At 68.6% G+C, this 16,666-nt stretch carries 10 protein-coding genes; 4 read left to right on the top strand and 6 right to left on the bottom strand.

Going from position 1 to position 16,666, the window contains the following annotated elements; translation table 11 throughout:
• Positions 1–47: 47 nt before the first annotated feature.
• Positions 48–581, bottom strand: a complete 534-nt coding sequence (locus LX70_RS16225; RefSeq protein WP_105515848.1) for an acyl-CoA thioesterase — start codon at positions 579–581, stop codon at positions 48–50.
• Between the two features lie 139 nt (positions 582–720).
• Here LX70_RS16225 and LX70_RS16220 point away from each other — a divergent pair, with 139 nt between their 5' ends.
• Complete coding sequence (locus LX70_RS16220) at positions 721–1,014, top strand: YggT family protein (protein WP_105515847.1); 294 nt, start codon at positions 721–723, stop codon at positions 1,012–1,014.
• A 62-nt stretch (positions 1,015–1,076) separates the two neighbouring features.
• Positions 1,077–3,119, top strand: a complete 2,043-nt coding sequence (gene recQ / locus LX70_RS16215) for a DNA helicase RecQ (protein ID WP_105515846.1) — start codon at positions 1,077–1,079, stop codon at positions 3,117–3,119.
• Here the strand turns inward: recQ and LX70_RS16210 are convergent.
• Positions 3,098–5,308: a response regulator gene (locus LX70_RS16210; RefSeq protein WP_245885110.1), complete on the bottom strand. Its 2,211-nt coding sequence runs from the start codon at positions 5,306–5,308 to the stop codon at positions 3,098–3,100. The two genes, recQ and LX70_RS16210, sit on opposite strands and share 22 nt — an antisense overlap.
• Positions 5,309–5,447: 139 nt before the next feature.
• Between LX70_RS16210 and LX70_RS16205 the strand changes: the two genes are divergently transcribed.
• The gene (locus tag LX70_RS16205) at positions 5,448–10,901 is read left to right on the top strand and encodes an alpha-2-macroglobulin family protein (RefSeq protein WP_105515844.1); all 5,454 of its coding nucleotides are present in this window, start codon (positions 5,448–5,450) and stop codon (positions 10,899–10,901) included.
• The gene (pbpC, locus tag LX70_RS16200; protein WP_105515843.1) at positions 10,898–12,940 is read left to right on the top strand and encodes a penicillin-binding protein 1C; all 2,043 of its coding nucleotides are present in this window, start codon (positions 10,898–10,900) and stop codon (positions 12,938–12,940) included. Before LX70_RS16205 ends, pbpC begins: the two co-directional genes overlap by 4 nt.
• Positions 12,941–13,018: 78 nt before the next feature.
• Here pbpC and LX70_RS16195 read toward each other — a convergent pair whose 3' ends face one another.
• The 4 genes from LX70_RS16195 to LX70_RS16180 form a co-directional block, all read right to left on the bottom strand.
• Positions 13,019–14,197, bottom strand: coding sequence for an acetyl-CoA C-acyltransferase family protein (locus tag LX70_RS16195; RefSeq protein WP_105515842.1), 1,179 nt, complete (start codon positions 14,195–14,197; stop codon positions 13,019–13,021).
• A 46-nt stretch (positions 14,198–14,243) separates the two neighbouring features.
• Positions 14,244–15,092: a metallophosphoesterase gene (locus tag LX70_RS16190; RefSeq protein ID WP_105515841.1), complete on the bottom strand. Its 849-nt coding sequence runs from the start codon at positions 15,090–15,092 to the stop codon at positions 14,244–14,246.
• Positions 15,089–15,829, bottom strand: a complete 741-nt coding sequence (locus LX70_RS16185; protein WP_105515840.1) for a metallophosphoesterase — start codon at positions 15,827–15,829, stop codon at positions 15,089–15,091. Before LX70_RS16185 ends, LX70_RS16190 begins: the two co-directional genes overlap by 4 nt.
• A 130-nt stretch (positions 15,830–15,959) precedes the next feature.
• Positions 15,960–16,568: a dimethylsulfonioproprionate lyase family protein gene (locus LX70_RS16180; RefSeq protein ID WP_105515839.1), complete on the bottom strand. Its 609-nt coding sequence runs from the start codon at positions 16,566–16,568 to the stop codon at positions 15,960–15,962.
• Positions 16,569–16,666: the final 98 nt, after the last annotated feature.

The following is a 16,666-nucleotide window of genomic DNA, read 5'->3' as shown; positions in this document are numbered from 1 at the left end:
GAAAACGGCAGGCGGCGCAAGCGCGCGCTTGCAACCGGGGGTGGCGGTCAGGGCCGTTCGGGTGGCCAGGGCCGGTCCGCATCGGCCCCGATCCATGCGTTCACCCAGTCGGGAAGCGCGGGCGACGGCCCGTCATGGCCCAGCGCAGCAATGACACGCGCCGAGGGGACGATGCCGTTCCGGTCGGTGAAGGCCGACCGCAGCAGCATGTGGCTGGTACACTCGCCCTTCCGCCACATGCTTTGTTCCATGTAGAAGAACCGCGCGTCCCAGCCGATCAGGCGGCTGACCATCTCCACCCTCTGAAACATCCGCACCCGGCGGCGGTAGCGCGTGGTATTGCCCGCCACCGTGATCCCCCAGCGCTCCGCCTTCAGGATCGGGATCAACCCGGTGCGCTGCGCCATCGGAATACGGCCAAGATCGTAAAGCGTCAGCGTCCGGCCATTGTTCAGCTCGACCCAGATATCAAGATCCCAGGGCCAGCAAATGTGATGGGAGACATGCGGCTCGGTCAGGCCAAGCGGCGCCGCGTTGCGGTACTTCCACATCTCCTTCAACATGCGAACGAAGGGATACATCGCGGCTCCTTCCCGGTCGGCCTCTGCCCTTCGGGTGACCCAGCCTGACGCGAAGGTCAACGGGGAACGTGGCGTTACGCGGTTGCGCAAGGCCCGCCCAGCCCTTACCTCTGGTCCCGGTTCAAGAACGGAGCGGACGATGGTGACGCTGTTTCAGGCACTGATGGTTATCCTCAACGTGATCTGGTTCATCATGATCGCGCATATCGTGATGTCCTGGCTGATCAGCTTCAATGTGCTGAACACCCGTCAGCCGATGGTCGCGCAGATCTGGTACGGGCTGAACCGCGTCCTTGAACCCGTCTACGGCCCGATCCGGCGCATCCTTCCGGCGACCGGCGGCCTCGACTTCGCGCCCTTGGTGGCGTTCATCATCCTCATCATCCTTCAACGCGCGCTGATCAACAACGCGGGCGCCTTCTTGGGTTACTGAGCCTTGCCCCCGTCCGGGCGCTGTGACAGTTTCCCCGGAAACGAGCAGCCAGCCCAAAGACGATGAGCAAGCCTGAGGAACTTCTGTCCTCCATCTTCGGATTCTCCGCCTTCCGCCCCGGACAGGCGGAGATCGTCGCCGCCGTCGCGGGCGGGCGGAACACCCTGGCCATCATGCCGACGGGCGGTGGCAAGTCGCTGTGTTTCCAACTGCCCGCCCTTCTGCGCGATGGCGTGACGGTCGTCATTTCCCCCCTCATCGCGCTGATGCGCGACCAGGTGCGCGGCCTGCGCGAGGCGGGGGTGGAGGCGGGCGCGCTGACATCCGGCAATACCGAGGAGGAGACGGAAGAGGTCTTTGCCGCCCTCGACGAAGGGCGGCTGAAGCTGCTCTACATGGCGCCCGAACGGCTGGCCTCCGGCGGCACGCTGACCCTCCTCCGGCGCATCAACACCTCGCTGATCGCGGTGGATGAGGCGCATTGCGTCAGCCAGTGGGGCCACGATTTCCGCCCCGATTATCTGCGCATCGGCGATCTGCGCCGGGCTCTGGACGTGCCGCTTGCCGCCTTCACCGCAACGGCGGATGAGGAAACGCGGGCCGAGATCGTCACCCGCCTTTTCGACGGAACCGCACCCGAAACCTTCCTGCGCGGCTTCGACCGGCCCAACATCCGCCTCGCCTTCGAGGTCAAGGACCAGCCGCGCCGCCAGATCCTGAACTTCGCCGCCGCGCGCAAGGGGCAATCCGGCATCGTCTATTGCGGCACGCGGGCAAAGACCGAAACGCTGGCACAGGCGCTCTGCGAGGGTGGCCACGCCGCCTGCCATTATCACGGCGGCATGGACCCCGACGACCGCCGCGCGGTCGAGGCGCGGTTTCAGCGCGAGGACGGGCTGATCGTCGTGGCCACCGTCGCCTTCGGCATGGGCATCGACAAGCCCGACATCCGCTGGGTCGCCCATGCCGACCTGCCGAAGTCGATCGAGGCCTATTATCAGGAGATCGGCCGCGCCGGGCGTGACGGCGCCCCTGCCGAAACGCTGACGCTTTTCGGCCCCGATGACATCCGCCTGCGCCGCAGCCAGATCGACGAAGGTCTTGCGCCGCCCGACCGCAAATCCGCCGATCACGCGCGACTGAACGCGCTTCTGGGTCTGGCCGAGGCGACCGCCTGCCGCCGCCAGCGCCTGTTGGCCTATTTCGGCGAAACCTCTGACCCCTGCGGCAATTGCGACCTTTGCGAAACGCCGCCCGAGCTGTTCGACGGGACCGAGGCGGTGCGCAAGGCGCTGTCGGCGATCCTGCGCACCGGGGAAAGCTTCGGCGCAGGCCACCTGATCGACATCCTGACCGGCGCCATGACCGACAAGGTGCGCGAGCGCGGCCATGACGGCCTGCCCACCTTCGCCGTCGGGCGCGACCTGCCCAAGGCGGAATGGCAGGCGGTCTTCCGGCAGATGATGGGCCATGACCTGATCCGGCCCGATCCCGAACGCCACGGCGCCTTCCGCATGACCGAAGCCGCGCGCCCGATCCTGCGGGGCGAGGAAGGCATCACGCTGCGCCGCGACACGATCCGCAAATCCGTCGGCAGGCCGGTGGTGAAGACGCTGGTCTCGGACGAAGACGCGCCGCTTCTTTCGGCGCTGAAAGCCAAGCGGCGGGCCTTGGCCGAGACCGCGCGCGTCCCGGCCTATGTGATCTTCACCGACCGCACGCTGATCGAGATGGCCGAAAAGCGGCCCGCGACGCTGGACGACATGGCGCGCATCAGCGGGGTGGGCGCGAAGAAGCTGGAAAGCTACGGCGCGGCGTTTCTTGAGGTCGTGGCGGGCGCGGCCGATCCCATGCACCCGACGCGGCTGAAGCTGGCCGGGCGGCCCGAGGGCGCGCTGTTCGACCGGCTGATGGCGGCGCAGACAGAACTGGCACGCGGTGAGGACGGGACCGGCAAGTACCTGTCCTGCACCCATTCCACCCTGCGCAAGATCGCCGAAAGCCGCCCGCGCAACCTTTCGGACCTGAACCGCATCGCCGGGCTGGGGGACCAGAAGATCGACCGTTTCGGCCCCCGCTTCCTTCAGATCCTCGCCGAAGGCTGACCCTCCGCCCGGCGCGGCGGCAGCACCCCCTCGGGCGCGAAGGCATCGACGGCCGACAGGATTTCGGCCTTCTTCAGCGGCTTGGTCAGGAAACGGTCAAGGCCCGCCGCCATGATCGCCTCGCTGTCGCTTTCCCGCGCATGGGCGGTCAGCGCGACGATGGCGACCCGTCGCCGGTTTTGCGCCGCCTCGGCCGCCCGGATCGCCTCGGCCGCCTCGCAGCCATCCATGCCGGGCATGGAGATATCCATGAAGATCAGATCGGGGCGGAAGCTTTGCCACAGATCAACCGCCTCGCGCCCGTTGACCGCGAAGACCAGGTCGATGTCCAGATCCTCGACCATCTTGCGGAAGACAAGCTGGTTGGTGCGGTTGTCCTCGGCCGCCAGTACCCGCATCCGGCGCGCCACCGGCACCGGGGGCGGCGCCTCCTCCACCGGGACGGGCAGGGCGAGGCCGGGATAGGACAGCACCTCGATCAGGTCGAAAAGCGCGTTGCGCAGGACCGGCCGGGTCAGGCGGTAGAGCCCCGGCCCCTCGTGCAGCTCCGCATCGTCGGGCAGGACGAAGGCGACAGGGACCGTCCCATCGCGCGCACGGATGGCGCGGACCAGATCACCTGCCGCCGACGCCTCGGCCGGTTCGGCAAGGATCAGGTCGACATCGGTCGCGTCAAGCGTCTCCACGGCATCCTCGATCCGGCGGCAGGCGGTGACCTCGATCCCGAAGGTCTGCAACTGACGCTGAAGGATGGTACGGTCGATCTGCACATCGGCGATGACGAGCGCACGTTTCAGCAGGATCGGCCTGCGGTCGCGGCTGGGCGCCAGCCCCGGCTCGGCGGCAGGCAGCATGATCTGGAACCCGAAGCAGGAGCCATGGCCAAGCTCGCTGTCGACCCAGATCTGCCCCCCCATCATGTCGACAAGCTGGCGCGTGATGGACAGGCCAAGGCCGGTCCCCTCGAACTGGCGGTTGGACTGGCTGTCGACCTGGTTGAATTCGCCAAAGATCGCCTCGAGGTTCTCGGCCGCGATGCCGATCCCGGTATCCTCGACCGAGATATGAAGCTCGAACGCCTCCTCCCGCTCGATCCCCACCACGCGGGCAAGGACATGACCACGGGCGGTGAACTTCACCGCATTGCCCAGAAGGTTGGTCAGGATCTGCCGCACCCGGCCCCGGTCGCCGATAAAGCGCGTCGGCAGGAACATGTCGTAGTCGGCCAGAAGCGCGACGCCCTTGTCCTGCGCGGTATGTTGCAGGATCAGCATCACCTCATGCAGGCAGCGTTCAAGGTCGAACGGCTCGGGGTAAAGCTTCAGCTTCTCCGCCTCGATCTTCGAATAGTCGAGAAGGTCGTTGATGATGGTCAAAAGCGCCTCGCCCGAGGTGCGGATCGTCTCGGCGCAAAGCCGCTGGTCCTCGGTCAGATCGGTTTCGCACAAAAGCTCGGCCATGCCGACGACGCCGTTCATGGGGGTCCTGATCTCATGGCTCATATTGGCGAGGAAGGCGGATTTCGCCCGGCTCGCCGCCTCGGCCCGTTCGCGGGCCTCGCGCAGCTCCCCCTCGCGCGCGACGGCCTGGGTGATGTCACGCGCCAGACTGACGAGGTCGCCGAAGGCGCCGCGCCGGTCCATCAGGCGAAAGTGGCGGCCATCGGCAAGGTCCAGCACCTCGGGTTCTATCTCCTCACCGTCGATCCGGGCGATCATGCGGGATTGCCAGTCGCGGCGCATATCGGGGTCGGCCTCCGGCAGCGCGCGTTCGGCAAGGCTTGCGATCACGTCGGCATAGCCCAGCCCGCGCGGCAACTCCTCCCCCGCGCCGATCATCGACAGATAGACCCCGTTCGCCGCGATCAGCCGCTGCTTTTCGTCGAAAAGCGCGAACCCGTCGCGGATCGTCTCAAGCGCTTCCCACAGCCGCCGCTCGGCGATCTGCGCGGCGGCGGTCGCACGCTCAAGCTCGCTCAGCGCCTGCGACCTTTGGCCGCGCAGCGCCTCGGCCTCATGCCGGGCGCTTTCCAGCCCGTCGCGCTGTTCCCGGATCTGGGCGGTCAGGGATTGCGCATGGCGGGCAAGCTGTGCATTGGCCGCGAACAGCTCGCGCTGCTTCTGCTCCAGCAAACGCTCCGCCGCGAGCCGCCCGCGCCGCTCCTTCGCAAGCCGATCAACGAAATTCACCCGCACCTCCGAAACGATCGCGGTCACCATGAAACGATGTGGTGAACGATCTCTTAACGACGATATTCGCCCACACACCGCTTGCGAATCCGGCCCCGCCCCGCCAGCATGGCGGCGTTTCATTGCCAAGGGGTTTCCGATGCAGATTGTTCGTGCCGTTCTTGTCCTCGCCGCCGCCTGCATCGGCACCGTCAGCCACGCGCAGCAAAGGACCTATGTCCCCGAACGCCGGGCCGTTCTGGTGCAGGACCTCGATTTCTACGGCTCTGATCTGCGCTCGATCTTCGACACCACCCGCGACGCCTGCGAAACCGCCTGCGTGGCCGAGGCGGCCTGCAACGCCTTCACCTTCAACGGCCGCGCCAATTCCTGCTTCCTCAAATCCGAGATCACCCGGCAAGAGCCCTATCAGGGCGCGGTGTCGGGCTGGATCCGCCGGGCCGAGGCGGGAACCGCCGCCCGCGCCGCAACCCGCGCGGCAGAGATGGCGTTCCTGGACCCCGCCGATTTCGACAGGGCGCTGTCGCAGGCAGAGGGCCTTGCCGCACGCCATGTGACCGGCACCGCGACCGCCGAAGAGCTGCTGGACGCGGCGGCCGACGCGCGCCGTTCCGGCAGCACGCGCAGCGCCATGCGCCTGACCGGCGCCGCGATCAACCTGACCGACGCGGCAGACCTCTGGGCCGACTACGCCGACCTCGCGCTGGCGATCCCGACAGAGAACAGCAGCGACCGTCGCGCCCTTGCCAACGATGCCGCCGCCGCCGCGATCAACGCGACCTTGCGCACCGACAGCCCGGCGATCCGCGCCACCGCGCTCGCCACCCTCGCCCGCGCCTTCGAGATCACGAACCGGGGCCGCGACATGATCCCCGCACTGCGCCTGGCCCAGACGCTTCAGCCGCGCGACGACACCGCCGCAGCACTTGACGACGCGATCGCGAAATACGGCTTCCGCGTCACCGAAACGCAGGTCGACAGCGACAGCGCAAGCCCGCGCATCTGCGCCACCTTCAACACCGAACTGATCCGCGCCGGGACCGACTATGCGCCCTTCGTGAAACTGCCCGAAAGCGGCCTGTCGGTGGAACCTTCGGGCAACCAGATCTGCGTCGGCGGGGTGGAACATGGCAAGCGCTACACGCTGACCTTCCGGCAGGGCCTGCCCGCCGCCGATGGTGAGGTACTGGAGAAGGACATCGCCGTCACCCAATATGTCCGCGACCGTGGCCCCGAGGCCCGCTTTCCCGGCCGCGCCTATGTCCTGCCGCGCGTGGGGCAAGGCGGGATTCCGGTCCGCACGGTGAATACCGAGACGCTCGACCTTACCCTTCTGCGCGTCTCCGACCGCAACCTGATCCGCACCATCCAGGCCGACTATTTCGGCCGCCCGCTGGATCAATGGGCCAGCGACAACCTCAAATCCGAGATCGCCGAGGAGGTGTGGAAAGGCACCGGCACCGTCGCGATGGAGGTCAACCGCGACATGACCACCCTTCTTCCGCTGGACGGCGTGATGGGCGATCTGGGTCCGGGCATCTATGCGCTTCAGGCGGCGGTTCCGGGGCTTGATCCCTATGACCATCCGGCGGCGACGCAGTGGTTCGTGATCTCCGACCTTGGCATGACCAGCCTCAGCGGCGCGGATGGCCTCAACGTCTTCATCCGCGGCCTGTCCGACGCGGCGGCGGTCGAAGGGGCAGAGGTCACGCTTCTGTCGCGCGCCAACGCGGTTCTGGCCCGCGTCCCGACCGATGCGCTGGGCTACGCCCGGTTCGACGCGGCCCTGACCGCAGGGACCGGCGGCGGCGCGCCCGCGCTTCTGACCGTCGCCAAGGGTGACGACTTCGCCTTCCTGTCGCTGAGCGAGGCGGAATTCGACCTCTCCGATCGCGGCGTCACGGGGCATGAGGCCGCGCCCGCCGTCGATGTCTTCCTGACCACCGATCGCGGCGCCTATCGCGCGGGCGAAACGGTGAACATCACCGCGCTGACCCGCGACGGCAAGATGGACGCGATCGAGGGGCTGCCCCTGACGCTGCGCCTGATCCGGCCCGACGGGGTGGAATATTCACGCCTCCTGACGCCCGAGGCCGGGGCGGGCGGCCATGTCGCGAACCTGCCCCTTGCGGGCAACGCCCCGCGCGGCACCTGGCGCGTGGAAAGCTTCCTTGAGGAGAACAAGCCCCTCGCCTCGCAGACCTTCCTTGTCGAGGATTTCCTGCCCGAGCGCATCGACGTCGCGCTGTCGCTGCCCGATATGGCGCTGCGTCTGGGCGACACCGTGCCCCTGGGGGTCGAGGCGCGCTATCTTTTCGGCGCACCCGGCGCCGATCTGGAGGTCGAGGGCGATATCAGGCTGACCGCGCTGACGGCCCTCCCCCCCTTCCCTGGCTACGCCTTCGGCCGCTATGACACGCCCTTCACACCCTATCGCGACGCGCTTTCCGGTGCAGGCACGACCGACGCGCGGGGCCAGGCGACCCTGCCCGTCGCCCTGCCCGATCCGGGCGAGGCCGCGAACCGCCCGCTTGAGGCCCGTGTCAGCGTCCGCGTCAAGGAAGGCTCCGGCCGCCCGGTCGAACGCGACATCGCCCGCACCGTCATGCCCGAAAGCCCCGTCCTCGGCATCAAGCCGGGGTTTGAGGGCGGCGTCGTCCCGCAGGGCGATGAGGCGACGTTCCAGGTGATCGCCGTCGGCCCGGACCAGAGCCCCGCCGCGCGCAAGGCCCACTGGACGCTGAACCGGCTTGAGACGCGTTACCAGTGGTACGCGCTTTACGGCCAGTGGAACTGGGAGGTGACGACCACCCGCAGCCGCGTCGCCTCGGGCGATCTGGACCTGACCGCCGAGGGGCCGCAGGTGGTCTCCGCCCCCGTCGACTGGGGCAATTATGAGCTTGTGGTGGAGTCGGTGGACGGCCCCTATACCGCCAGCGCGACAGAGTTCTACGCGGGCTGGTACGCCCCTGCCGATGCCGCCAGCACGCCCGACACGCTGCAACTGTCGCTCGACAAGCCCGCATACCGGCCGGGTGAGACGGCGAAGATACGGATCGAACCGCGCGCCGAGGGGATCGCGCTGATCTCCGTCCTGTCGAACCGGCTGATCGACATGAAGGCGGTGCCGGTCACGGCGGGCGAAAACGTGATCGACCTGCCCGTGACCGACGACTGGGGCGCGGGCGCCTATGTCACCGCCTCGGTCATCCGCCCGGTCAGCGCCGACGCCGGTCGCACCCCCGTCCGCGCGCTTGGCCTGTCCTACGCGCCGGTCGATCCCGGCCCCCGCAAGCTGACCACGACGCTTGACGTCGCGGCAGAGGTCGATCCGCGCGGCCCGCTGCCCGTCGCCCTGAAGATCGAGGGCGCGGCAGAGGGCGAGACGGTCCATGCCACCATCGCCGCCGTCGATCTGGGTATCCTGAACCTGACCGGCTTCACCGCACCGGACCCGGAAGATCACTATTTCGGCCAGCGCAAGCTGGGTGTCGGCATCCGTGACATCTATGGCCGCCTGATCGACGGCGCCAATGGCACGCCGGGCAGCATCCGTTCCGGTGGCGATGCCGCCACAGGGCTGAAGATGCAGGCCCCGCCACCGACCGAGGAACTTGTCGCCTATTTCGACGGCCCCCTCACCGTCGGAGCGGATGGCTATGCCCGCACCTCCTTCGACCTGCCCTCCTTCAACGGCACCGTCCGGGTGATGGCCGTCGCCTGGTCGAAATCCGCCATCGGGCAGGCGCAAACCGATGTTCTGGTTCGTGACCCGGTTGTCGTCACCGCCTCGGTCCCGCGCTTCCTGTCGCCCGGCGACGAAAGCCGCGTACTGCTTGAGATCGTCCACGCCACCGGCCCGGCGGGACGCATGGGCCTTGACGTCACGGCCGACGGCCTGACCCTTGGCAGCGCGCCGTCCGGCGTCGATCTGGCAGAGCTTGGCAAGGCCAGCGTCACCGTCCCCCTGACCGCGACGGAGGAGGAAGGCAACGCCACCCTCCGCATCGCCCTGACCACCCCGGCGGGCAAGCAGCTGGTCAAGACTGTGACCATCCCGGTCGAAACGCATGACCCCGAAACCACGCATCAAAGCCGCTTCGAACTGGCCGCCGGTGCGACCTTCACGCTGGACCGCAACGCCTTCGCGGGCCTCGTCCCCGGCAGCGGCCGCGCCACGCTGGCCGCGGGTCCCCTCGCCCGGTTCGACGCGCCGGGACTTCTGGCCACGCTGGACGCCTATCCCTATGGCTGCACCGAACAGCTGACGTCCAGGGCGCTGCCGCTGCTCTATTTCTCAGATGTCTCGACCGCGCTCGGCGTGTCGCAGAAGGGTGACGTGTCCAAGCGCGTGACCGAAAGCATCTCGGAAATCCTGCTCAACCAGTCCTCCAACGGCGCCTTCGGCCTCTGGTATCCCGATACCGGCGATCTCTGGCTGGACGCCTATGTGACCGACTTCCTCAGCCGCGCGCGGGCGCAGGGCTATGCGGTCCCCGACACCGCCTTCCGCAACGCGCTTGACAACTTGCGCAACCAGATCAACTACGCCCCCGATTTCGACGATCACGGCGGGCCTTACGCCTATGCGCTGATGGTGCTGGCCCGCGAAGGCGCGGCGGCGATCGGCGATCTGCGCTACTATGCCGATGTGAAAAGCGGCGCCTTCGACACGCCCATGGCCGCCGCCCAGCTTGGCGCGGCGCTGGCCTCCTACGGCGACCAACGGCGGGCGGACGCGATGTTCGCCAAGGCCGCAGGGCTTGTGGCCCTGCACGGGGCCGGCGAGGAATCCCGCCTCTGGCGCGCCGATTACGGCACCCGCCTGCGCGACGCGACCGCGCTTCTGGCGCTCGCGTCCGAGGCCGGATCGACCGCCTTCGACCCCGATGACCTGACGAACGCCGTCGCATCCGGGATGATAGGTCAGCACCTTTCCACACAAGAGGCGACCTGGGCGCTGCTGGCCACCCACGCGCTGATCGACCGGCCCGACACGGCGGGCTTTACCGTCAACGGCTCCCCCGCCGAAAGCCCTGTCATCGCGCTATCCGAAGCCGAGGCGACAACCCCGCAAAGCATCACCAACGCCACCGGCAAGGCCGCCACGGTGACACTGACCACCTTCGGCGTCCCGTCCGACCCCGAGCCCGCAGGCGGGCGCGGCTATACCATCGCGCGCAGCTACTACACGCCCGAAGGTACGCCGGTGGACATCGCGACGGTCCCGCAAGGCACCCGACTGGTGGCGGTGATCGAGGTCACGCCCCATGGCAAGGGCGAAGCGCGGCTGATGGTGAACGACCCGCTTCCGGCCGGGTTCGAGATCGACAACCCCTCGCTGATCCGCGCGGGCGACATCGGCGCGCTCGACTGGCTCGACACCGTCGATGACACGCGGATGACCGAGTTCCGGCAGGACCGCTTCCTCGCCGCGCTCGACTGGCGGTCGGACCGGCCCTTCCGGCTGGCCTATATCCTGCGCGCCATCTCTCCGGGCAGCTTCCATCAGCCCGCCGCGACGGTCGAGGATATGTACCGCCCCGACTACCGCGCCCGGACCGAGGCAGGCCGCGTGACGGTGACGGAGTGATCCGGCCCGGCTGGCGCCTTCCGACCCTCGCCGCGGTGTTTCTCTTCGCCGCGGGGCTGGCGCGGGATGCGACCGACCGCTGGATCGACACCACCGCCCTGCCGCCCCTTGCCGTCGAGACGGGGGCGGAGATCACCGCCCGCGACGGCACGCTTCTGCGCGCCTTCACCGTCGCAGATGGCCGCTGGCGGCTTGACCCCGGCCCGGTCGATCCGCTTTTCACCCGGATGCTGATCGCCTATGAGGACCGTCGCTTTGCCGACCATCCCGGTGTCGATCCGCGCGCCATGCTGCGTGCCGCCGGGCAATCCCTTCTGGCCGGGCGCATCGTCTCGGGCGGTTCCACGCTGTCGATGCAGGTCGCGCGCCTGATGGAAGACAGCGGCACCGGCAAGCTTTCTGGCAAGCTGCGCCAGATCCGCGTCGCGCTGGCGCTGGAACGGCACCTGACCAAGGCCCAGATCCTCGACCTCTACCTGCGCATCGCCCCCTATGGCGGCAATCTGGAAGGCATCCGCGCGGCAAGCCTGTCGTGGTTCGGCAAGGAACCGCGCCGCCTGACCCCGGCCGAGGCCGCGTTCCTCGTCGCGCTGCCGCAATCGCCCGAAACCCGCCGACCCGACCGCTTTCCCGACGCGGCCGGTGCCGCCCGTGACCGCGTCCTCGACCGCATGGTCACGGCCGGCGTCCTGACGGCAGAGCGTGCCGATGCCGCCCGCCGCGAAACGATCCCGACCGCGCGACGCGACTTCCCCGCCCTCGCGCCCCATCTCGCCGCCCGGCTCCACGCCGCCCGCCCGCTGGACCCGCGGATCGAAACCACCATCGACGCCCGGCTTCAGCGCAGCCTTGAAACCCTTGCCGCCCGCGCCGCCAGCGCGCAGAGCGCGCGGCTCTCGCTTGCCATCCTCGTCGCCGACCACCGGAGCGGAGAGATCCTCGCCTCCGTCGGTTCTCCCGACTGGACCGACGACCGCCGCGCCGGGTTCATCGACATGACCGAGGCGCTCCGCTCCCCCGGTTCCACGCTCAAACCCTTCGTCTATGCGCTGGCCTTCGACGACGGCCTCGCCCATCCCGAAACGCTGATCGAGGATCGCCCCACCGCCTTTGGCACCTACGCGCCCCAGAACTTCGACCGAGAGTTTCGCGGCACGATTCCGGTGCGCCAGGCGCTGCAACTCTCGCTCAACATCCCCGTCGTCGCCCTGACCGAGGCCATCGGCCCGGCGCGCCTGATCTCCACCCTCCGCCGCGCCGGGGCAAGGCCGGTCATCCCCGGCGGCCAGCCCGGCCTCGCCGTGGCGCTTGGTGGCGTCGGCATCACGCTGACCGACCTCGTGCAAAGCTACGCCGCCCTCGCGCGGCTCGGCGACCCCGTCACCCTCTCCGCGCTTGCCACCCGGGACGCACAGCAAGGCCAACGCCTTGTCTCGCCCGAGGCCGCCTGGATGGCCGCCGACATCCTCGCGGGCCTGCCGCCACCCGCCAACGCGCCCGCCGGGCGGATCGCCTACAAGACCGGCACCAGCTACGGCCACCGCGACGCCTGGGCGGTGGGCTTCGACGGCGCCCATGTCGCGGGCGTCTGGATGGGCCGCGCCGATGGCGCGTCGGTCCCTGGCGCCTTTGGCGGCGATCTGGCCGCGCCGGTCCTTTTCGACACCTTCGCGCGGCTGAAGGCCCAGCCCGATCCGCTGCCGCCCCCGCCCCCCGCGACGCTGATCCTGCCGAACGCCCGCCTGCCCCTGCCGCTTCAGCACTTCCGCCCGCGCGGCGCGGCGCTGGCCAAGGCCCCGACCGGCCCCGAGCTTGCCTTCCCGCCCGACGGGGCGGAGATCGAGGCGAACGGCCCGCTGCCGCTCAAGGTCCGGGGCGGCACCCCGCCCTTCACCTGGCTTGCCAACGGCGCGCCGGTCATCCTTGCCGACCGCGCCCGCGAAACCGCGATGCCGACGCCCGGCGCGGGCTTTCTCAACCTCTCGGTGATCGACGCGATGGGCCAAAGCGCGACCGCGAAGGTCACGCTCCGTCCCTGATCTTCTCCGTTGCAAAAATACTCTGGGGGGAGTCCCCGGCGGGGACGGGGGGCAACGCCCCCCTGCCCGGTCGCGGCGCTACAGACGCTCGATCGCCAGCGCGATCCCCTGCCCGCCGCCGATGCACATGGTGACAAGCGCGATCCGGCCGCCCACCCGCTCCAGCTCATAAAGCGCCTTCACGGTGATCAGTGCCCCGGTCGCCCCGACCGGATGGCCCAGCGCCACCGCCCCGCCATTGGGGTTCACCTTCGCGGGATCGAAACCCAGTTCCTGCGACACGGCCAGCGCCTGCGCCGCAAAGGCCTCATTCGACTCGATCACGTCGAAATCGCCGACCGTCAGGCCGGTGCGCTTCATCAGCGCCTCGACCGCCGGGACCGGGCCGATGCCCATCACCTCGGGCCGCACGCCCGCATGGGCATAGCCGACGATCCGCGCGCGCGCCTTCAAGCCCGCCTTTTCGGCCGCCGAGGCCCGCGCCAGAACCAGCGCCGCCGCCCCGTCATTGATGCCCGAAGCATTGCCCGCCGTCACGGTCCCGTCCTTCTGGAACACCGCCTTCAGCCCCGCCAGCGCCTCAAGGCTTGTGGCCTTGGGATGCTCGTCGGTATCGAACACCACCGTTCCCTTGCGCGAGGCGATCTCAACCGGCACGATCTGGTCCCGGAACCGCCCCTCGGCGATGGCCTTGGCCGCGCGGGTCTGGCTTTCCATCGCGAAGGCATCCTGCGCGTCGCGGGTGATGCCGTGTTCCTTGGCGACATTCTCTGCCGTCACGCCCATATGGCCGGTGCCGAAGGGGCAGCTCAGCGCCCCGGTCATCATGTCAAGCGCCCTTGTATCCCCCATCTTCTGCCCGAAGCGCGCGGCCTGAAGGATGTAGGGCGCCCGGCTCATGCTTTCGGCCCCGCCCGCCAGCGCGAAATCGGCATCCCCCAGCATCAGCGATTGCGCGGCCGAGACGATGGCCTGCGCGCCCGAGCCGCACAGCCGGTTCACGTTCATCGCGGGCGTCCCGTTCGGAATACCCGCCTGTATCGCCGCCACCCGGCTAAGATACATGTCGCGCGGTTCGGTGTTGATGACATGGCCAAAGACCACATGACCGATCTGCGCGGCCCCTACCCCGGCGCGTTCGATCGCGGCCTTGGCCGCCACGGTCGCCGTGTCGATCGGCGCCATGCCCGACAGGCTGCCGCCAAAGGTGCCGATAGCCGTCCGCGCCCCGGACAGGATCACGATGTCGTCGCTCATTTCAGTGCCTCCAGATCTGGTCGCCGTCTTGCGTTCACCGCCAAGGTTAGCCGCCCCCCGTCACCGTGACCATCACGATCTCGGGCGGCTGGAAAAGACGTAGCGGCACACCGGAATAGCCGATCCCGGCCGACACGATCATGTGCCGCGCCCCGTCACGGATATGGCCCCAGGCATAGCGCCCGCCATAGGCCGAGGGCGTCATCGGCCGCCAGCCGAACAGGTTCGCCTGCCCGCCATGGGTATGGCCGGAGATCTGGAGAAAAGCGCGCGCGTCGCCTTCGGCGAAATAGTCCGGTTCATGCGCCATCAGAATCGCGGGCGCGCCGTCAGGCACCGCGGCAAAAGCGTCGTCAGGCCGGTGAAACCCCGGCAGGCGCAGATGCTTGCGCGCGCCCTGACTGTCGAACCCCACCAGCCAGAAGGCGTCACCCCCATGCCCGATCCTCATCGCCCGGTTGGCGAGGTGATGGATACCGCTCCCCTCCAAAGCTTCCGCGACAGAGTTGCGGGCGAAATCGGTCTGCCGCGACAGGTGGCAATCCCACCAGTCGTGATTGCCCAGCACCGCCGCGACGCCAAGGGGCGCCCGCAGATGCCCCAGCCGGTCGATGATCGGGGCCGCCGGGACCGCGCGGCCCGGAAGGTTGCGGTCCATCAGGAAATCGCCCGGCAACAGGATCAGGTCGGCGCCCAGCGCATTGACCGCCGCGACGATCCGTTCGACACGGGCCAGCGGCGTCCAGGGGATGCAGACATGCAGGTCCGCGACGACGGCGATGGTCAGGTCGGGCAGATGCCAGCCCGGATGCGCGACCTTATGGGAGGTCAGGCGCGGAAAGCTCAGCATCGTGGCGGGCGCGTAGTGGCGGCGAAGGCGCGGCGGCGGCGTCATCGCGGTGGCCGGACCTCGACCCGCCCGGACGCGGTCAACTGCCAGACGGCGCCATCCTCGATCACCACCACGCTCAACGGGCGGCCATAGCCCGCCCCGGTGTCAAGGTTCAGCCGGTTGCCGTAATGCGTGACCGCATCGACCGGCGTATGGCCATGGACGACAAGACCGCCATGATCGCGGGTATCCTCCAGAAACTCGCGCCGGATCCAGAGCAGGTCATCCTCGGCCTGCCGATCCAGCGGCACGCCGGGGCGTACCCCGGCATGAACAAAGACAAGGTCCCCGGCCCGGTGCATCAGCGCCAGCCCCCGGACGAACCGCCGATGCGCCTCAGGCACCGCCTGCACCGCGTCGTCGTGCAGGTCGAAAAGCATCCGCTCCCCCGCGCCCGCGACACCGTAGGACAGAAGCGTTTCCCCCCCGCCAAGGCGCGGATCGGTCCAGTGCAGCCCGGCGCGCAGGCCCGGATCGTAGTGATCGGGATCGCCCAGGAACCCTTCGAACATCCGGTCGTGGTTGCCTTTCAGCGCGACCCAGGGCTCACCCCGCGCCATGCCCTCGATCAGGAAGTCGATCACCCCCCGGCTGTCCGGTCCCCGGTCGACAAGGTCGCCGACATGCACGACCTCTGCCGCAGGGTCGCCGGCCATGCCGCGATCCTCGGCGATCAGGTCATGCGCCTCGCGCAGCTTGGCAAGATGCCCGTGAATATCGCCGATAGCATAGATCCGCATGGTTCGCCCGCTTTCCGTTGCGCCGCGACCCTAAAGCATGTTGCACAAAAGTGGGAACCGGTTTTGTGCTTCTCGAACATGCGAAATCATTGGGTTAGCCAAAGCACCGGGATGCCGCAATGCGGCGCGTTCAAACGGCGAAAACCGCGGGATCGTCGAGAAAGGCGTAGGAAGCCGCGTTGATATCCCCGCTCCAGCGGTAGAGCGCGACAAAGCCCTTCGGCCCGGCGCGGAACGCATGGGGCATCAGGCTTGGATGGTGGATCATCTCGCCCGCGCCGCGCAGCCTGACATCCTCCCCCGCGGTCCAAAGCGCCTCACCGGCGAGGATCACATAGGTTTCATCCGCGTCGTGGTTGTGAAGCGGGTAGTAGCTGTCCGGCCGCTGGAACAGCAGGCCCAGCCGAAGGTCCGGCGCCGGGATCGGCCCGTCCGGCCCCATCAGTTCGGCCACGGCGCAGATCGCCGCCGCATCGTCGGTCATCTGCCCGGCCACCGGGTTCGTCCCCCAGGGGATCATGTCCTGCACCGCCAGAAGCGCCCGCGCCGCCGCCATGTCCGAGGTGGACAACACATCGCGGATCAGAATGTCGAAGGCACAGGCCTCCCGCTTGCCGATGGCCTCCGGCGCGGGTGTGGTCAAAAGCGCCTGCGCGGTGCGCGCCGCTTCATCCCGGCCCTCGTCACGGTAGAGTGCGGCCAGCGCCGACAAGAGCGCGTCGAATTCGGGGCTGTACATCGCTGCGTCCTGTCCAGCGGGCGGAATGGAAGCAGATGTGATGAAGAATCACCCCTCGCTCTTCGACGCAAGCGACAGGGACCCGTCGCTTTTCGACG

It is taken from the genome of Albidovulum denitrificans (assembly GCF_002973535.1).
Lineage (GTDB): Bacteria > Pseudomonadota > Alphaproteobacteria > Rhodobacterales > Rhodobacteraceae > Albidovulum > Albidovulum denitrificans.
Note: the sequence above shows the minus strand (reverse complement) of the source record. Positions and strands in the feature narration are given on the sequence as shown.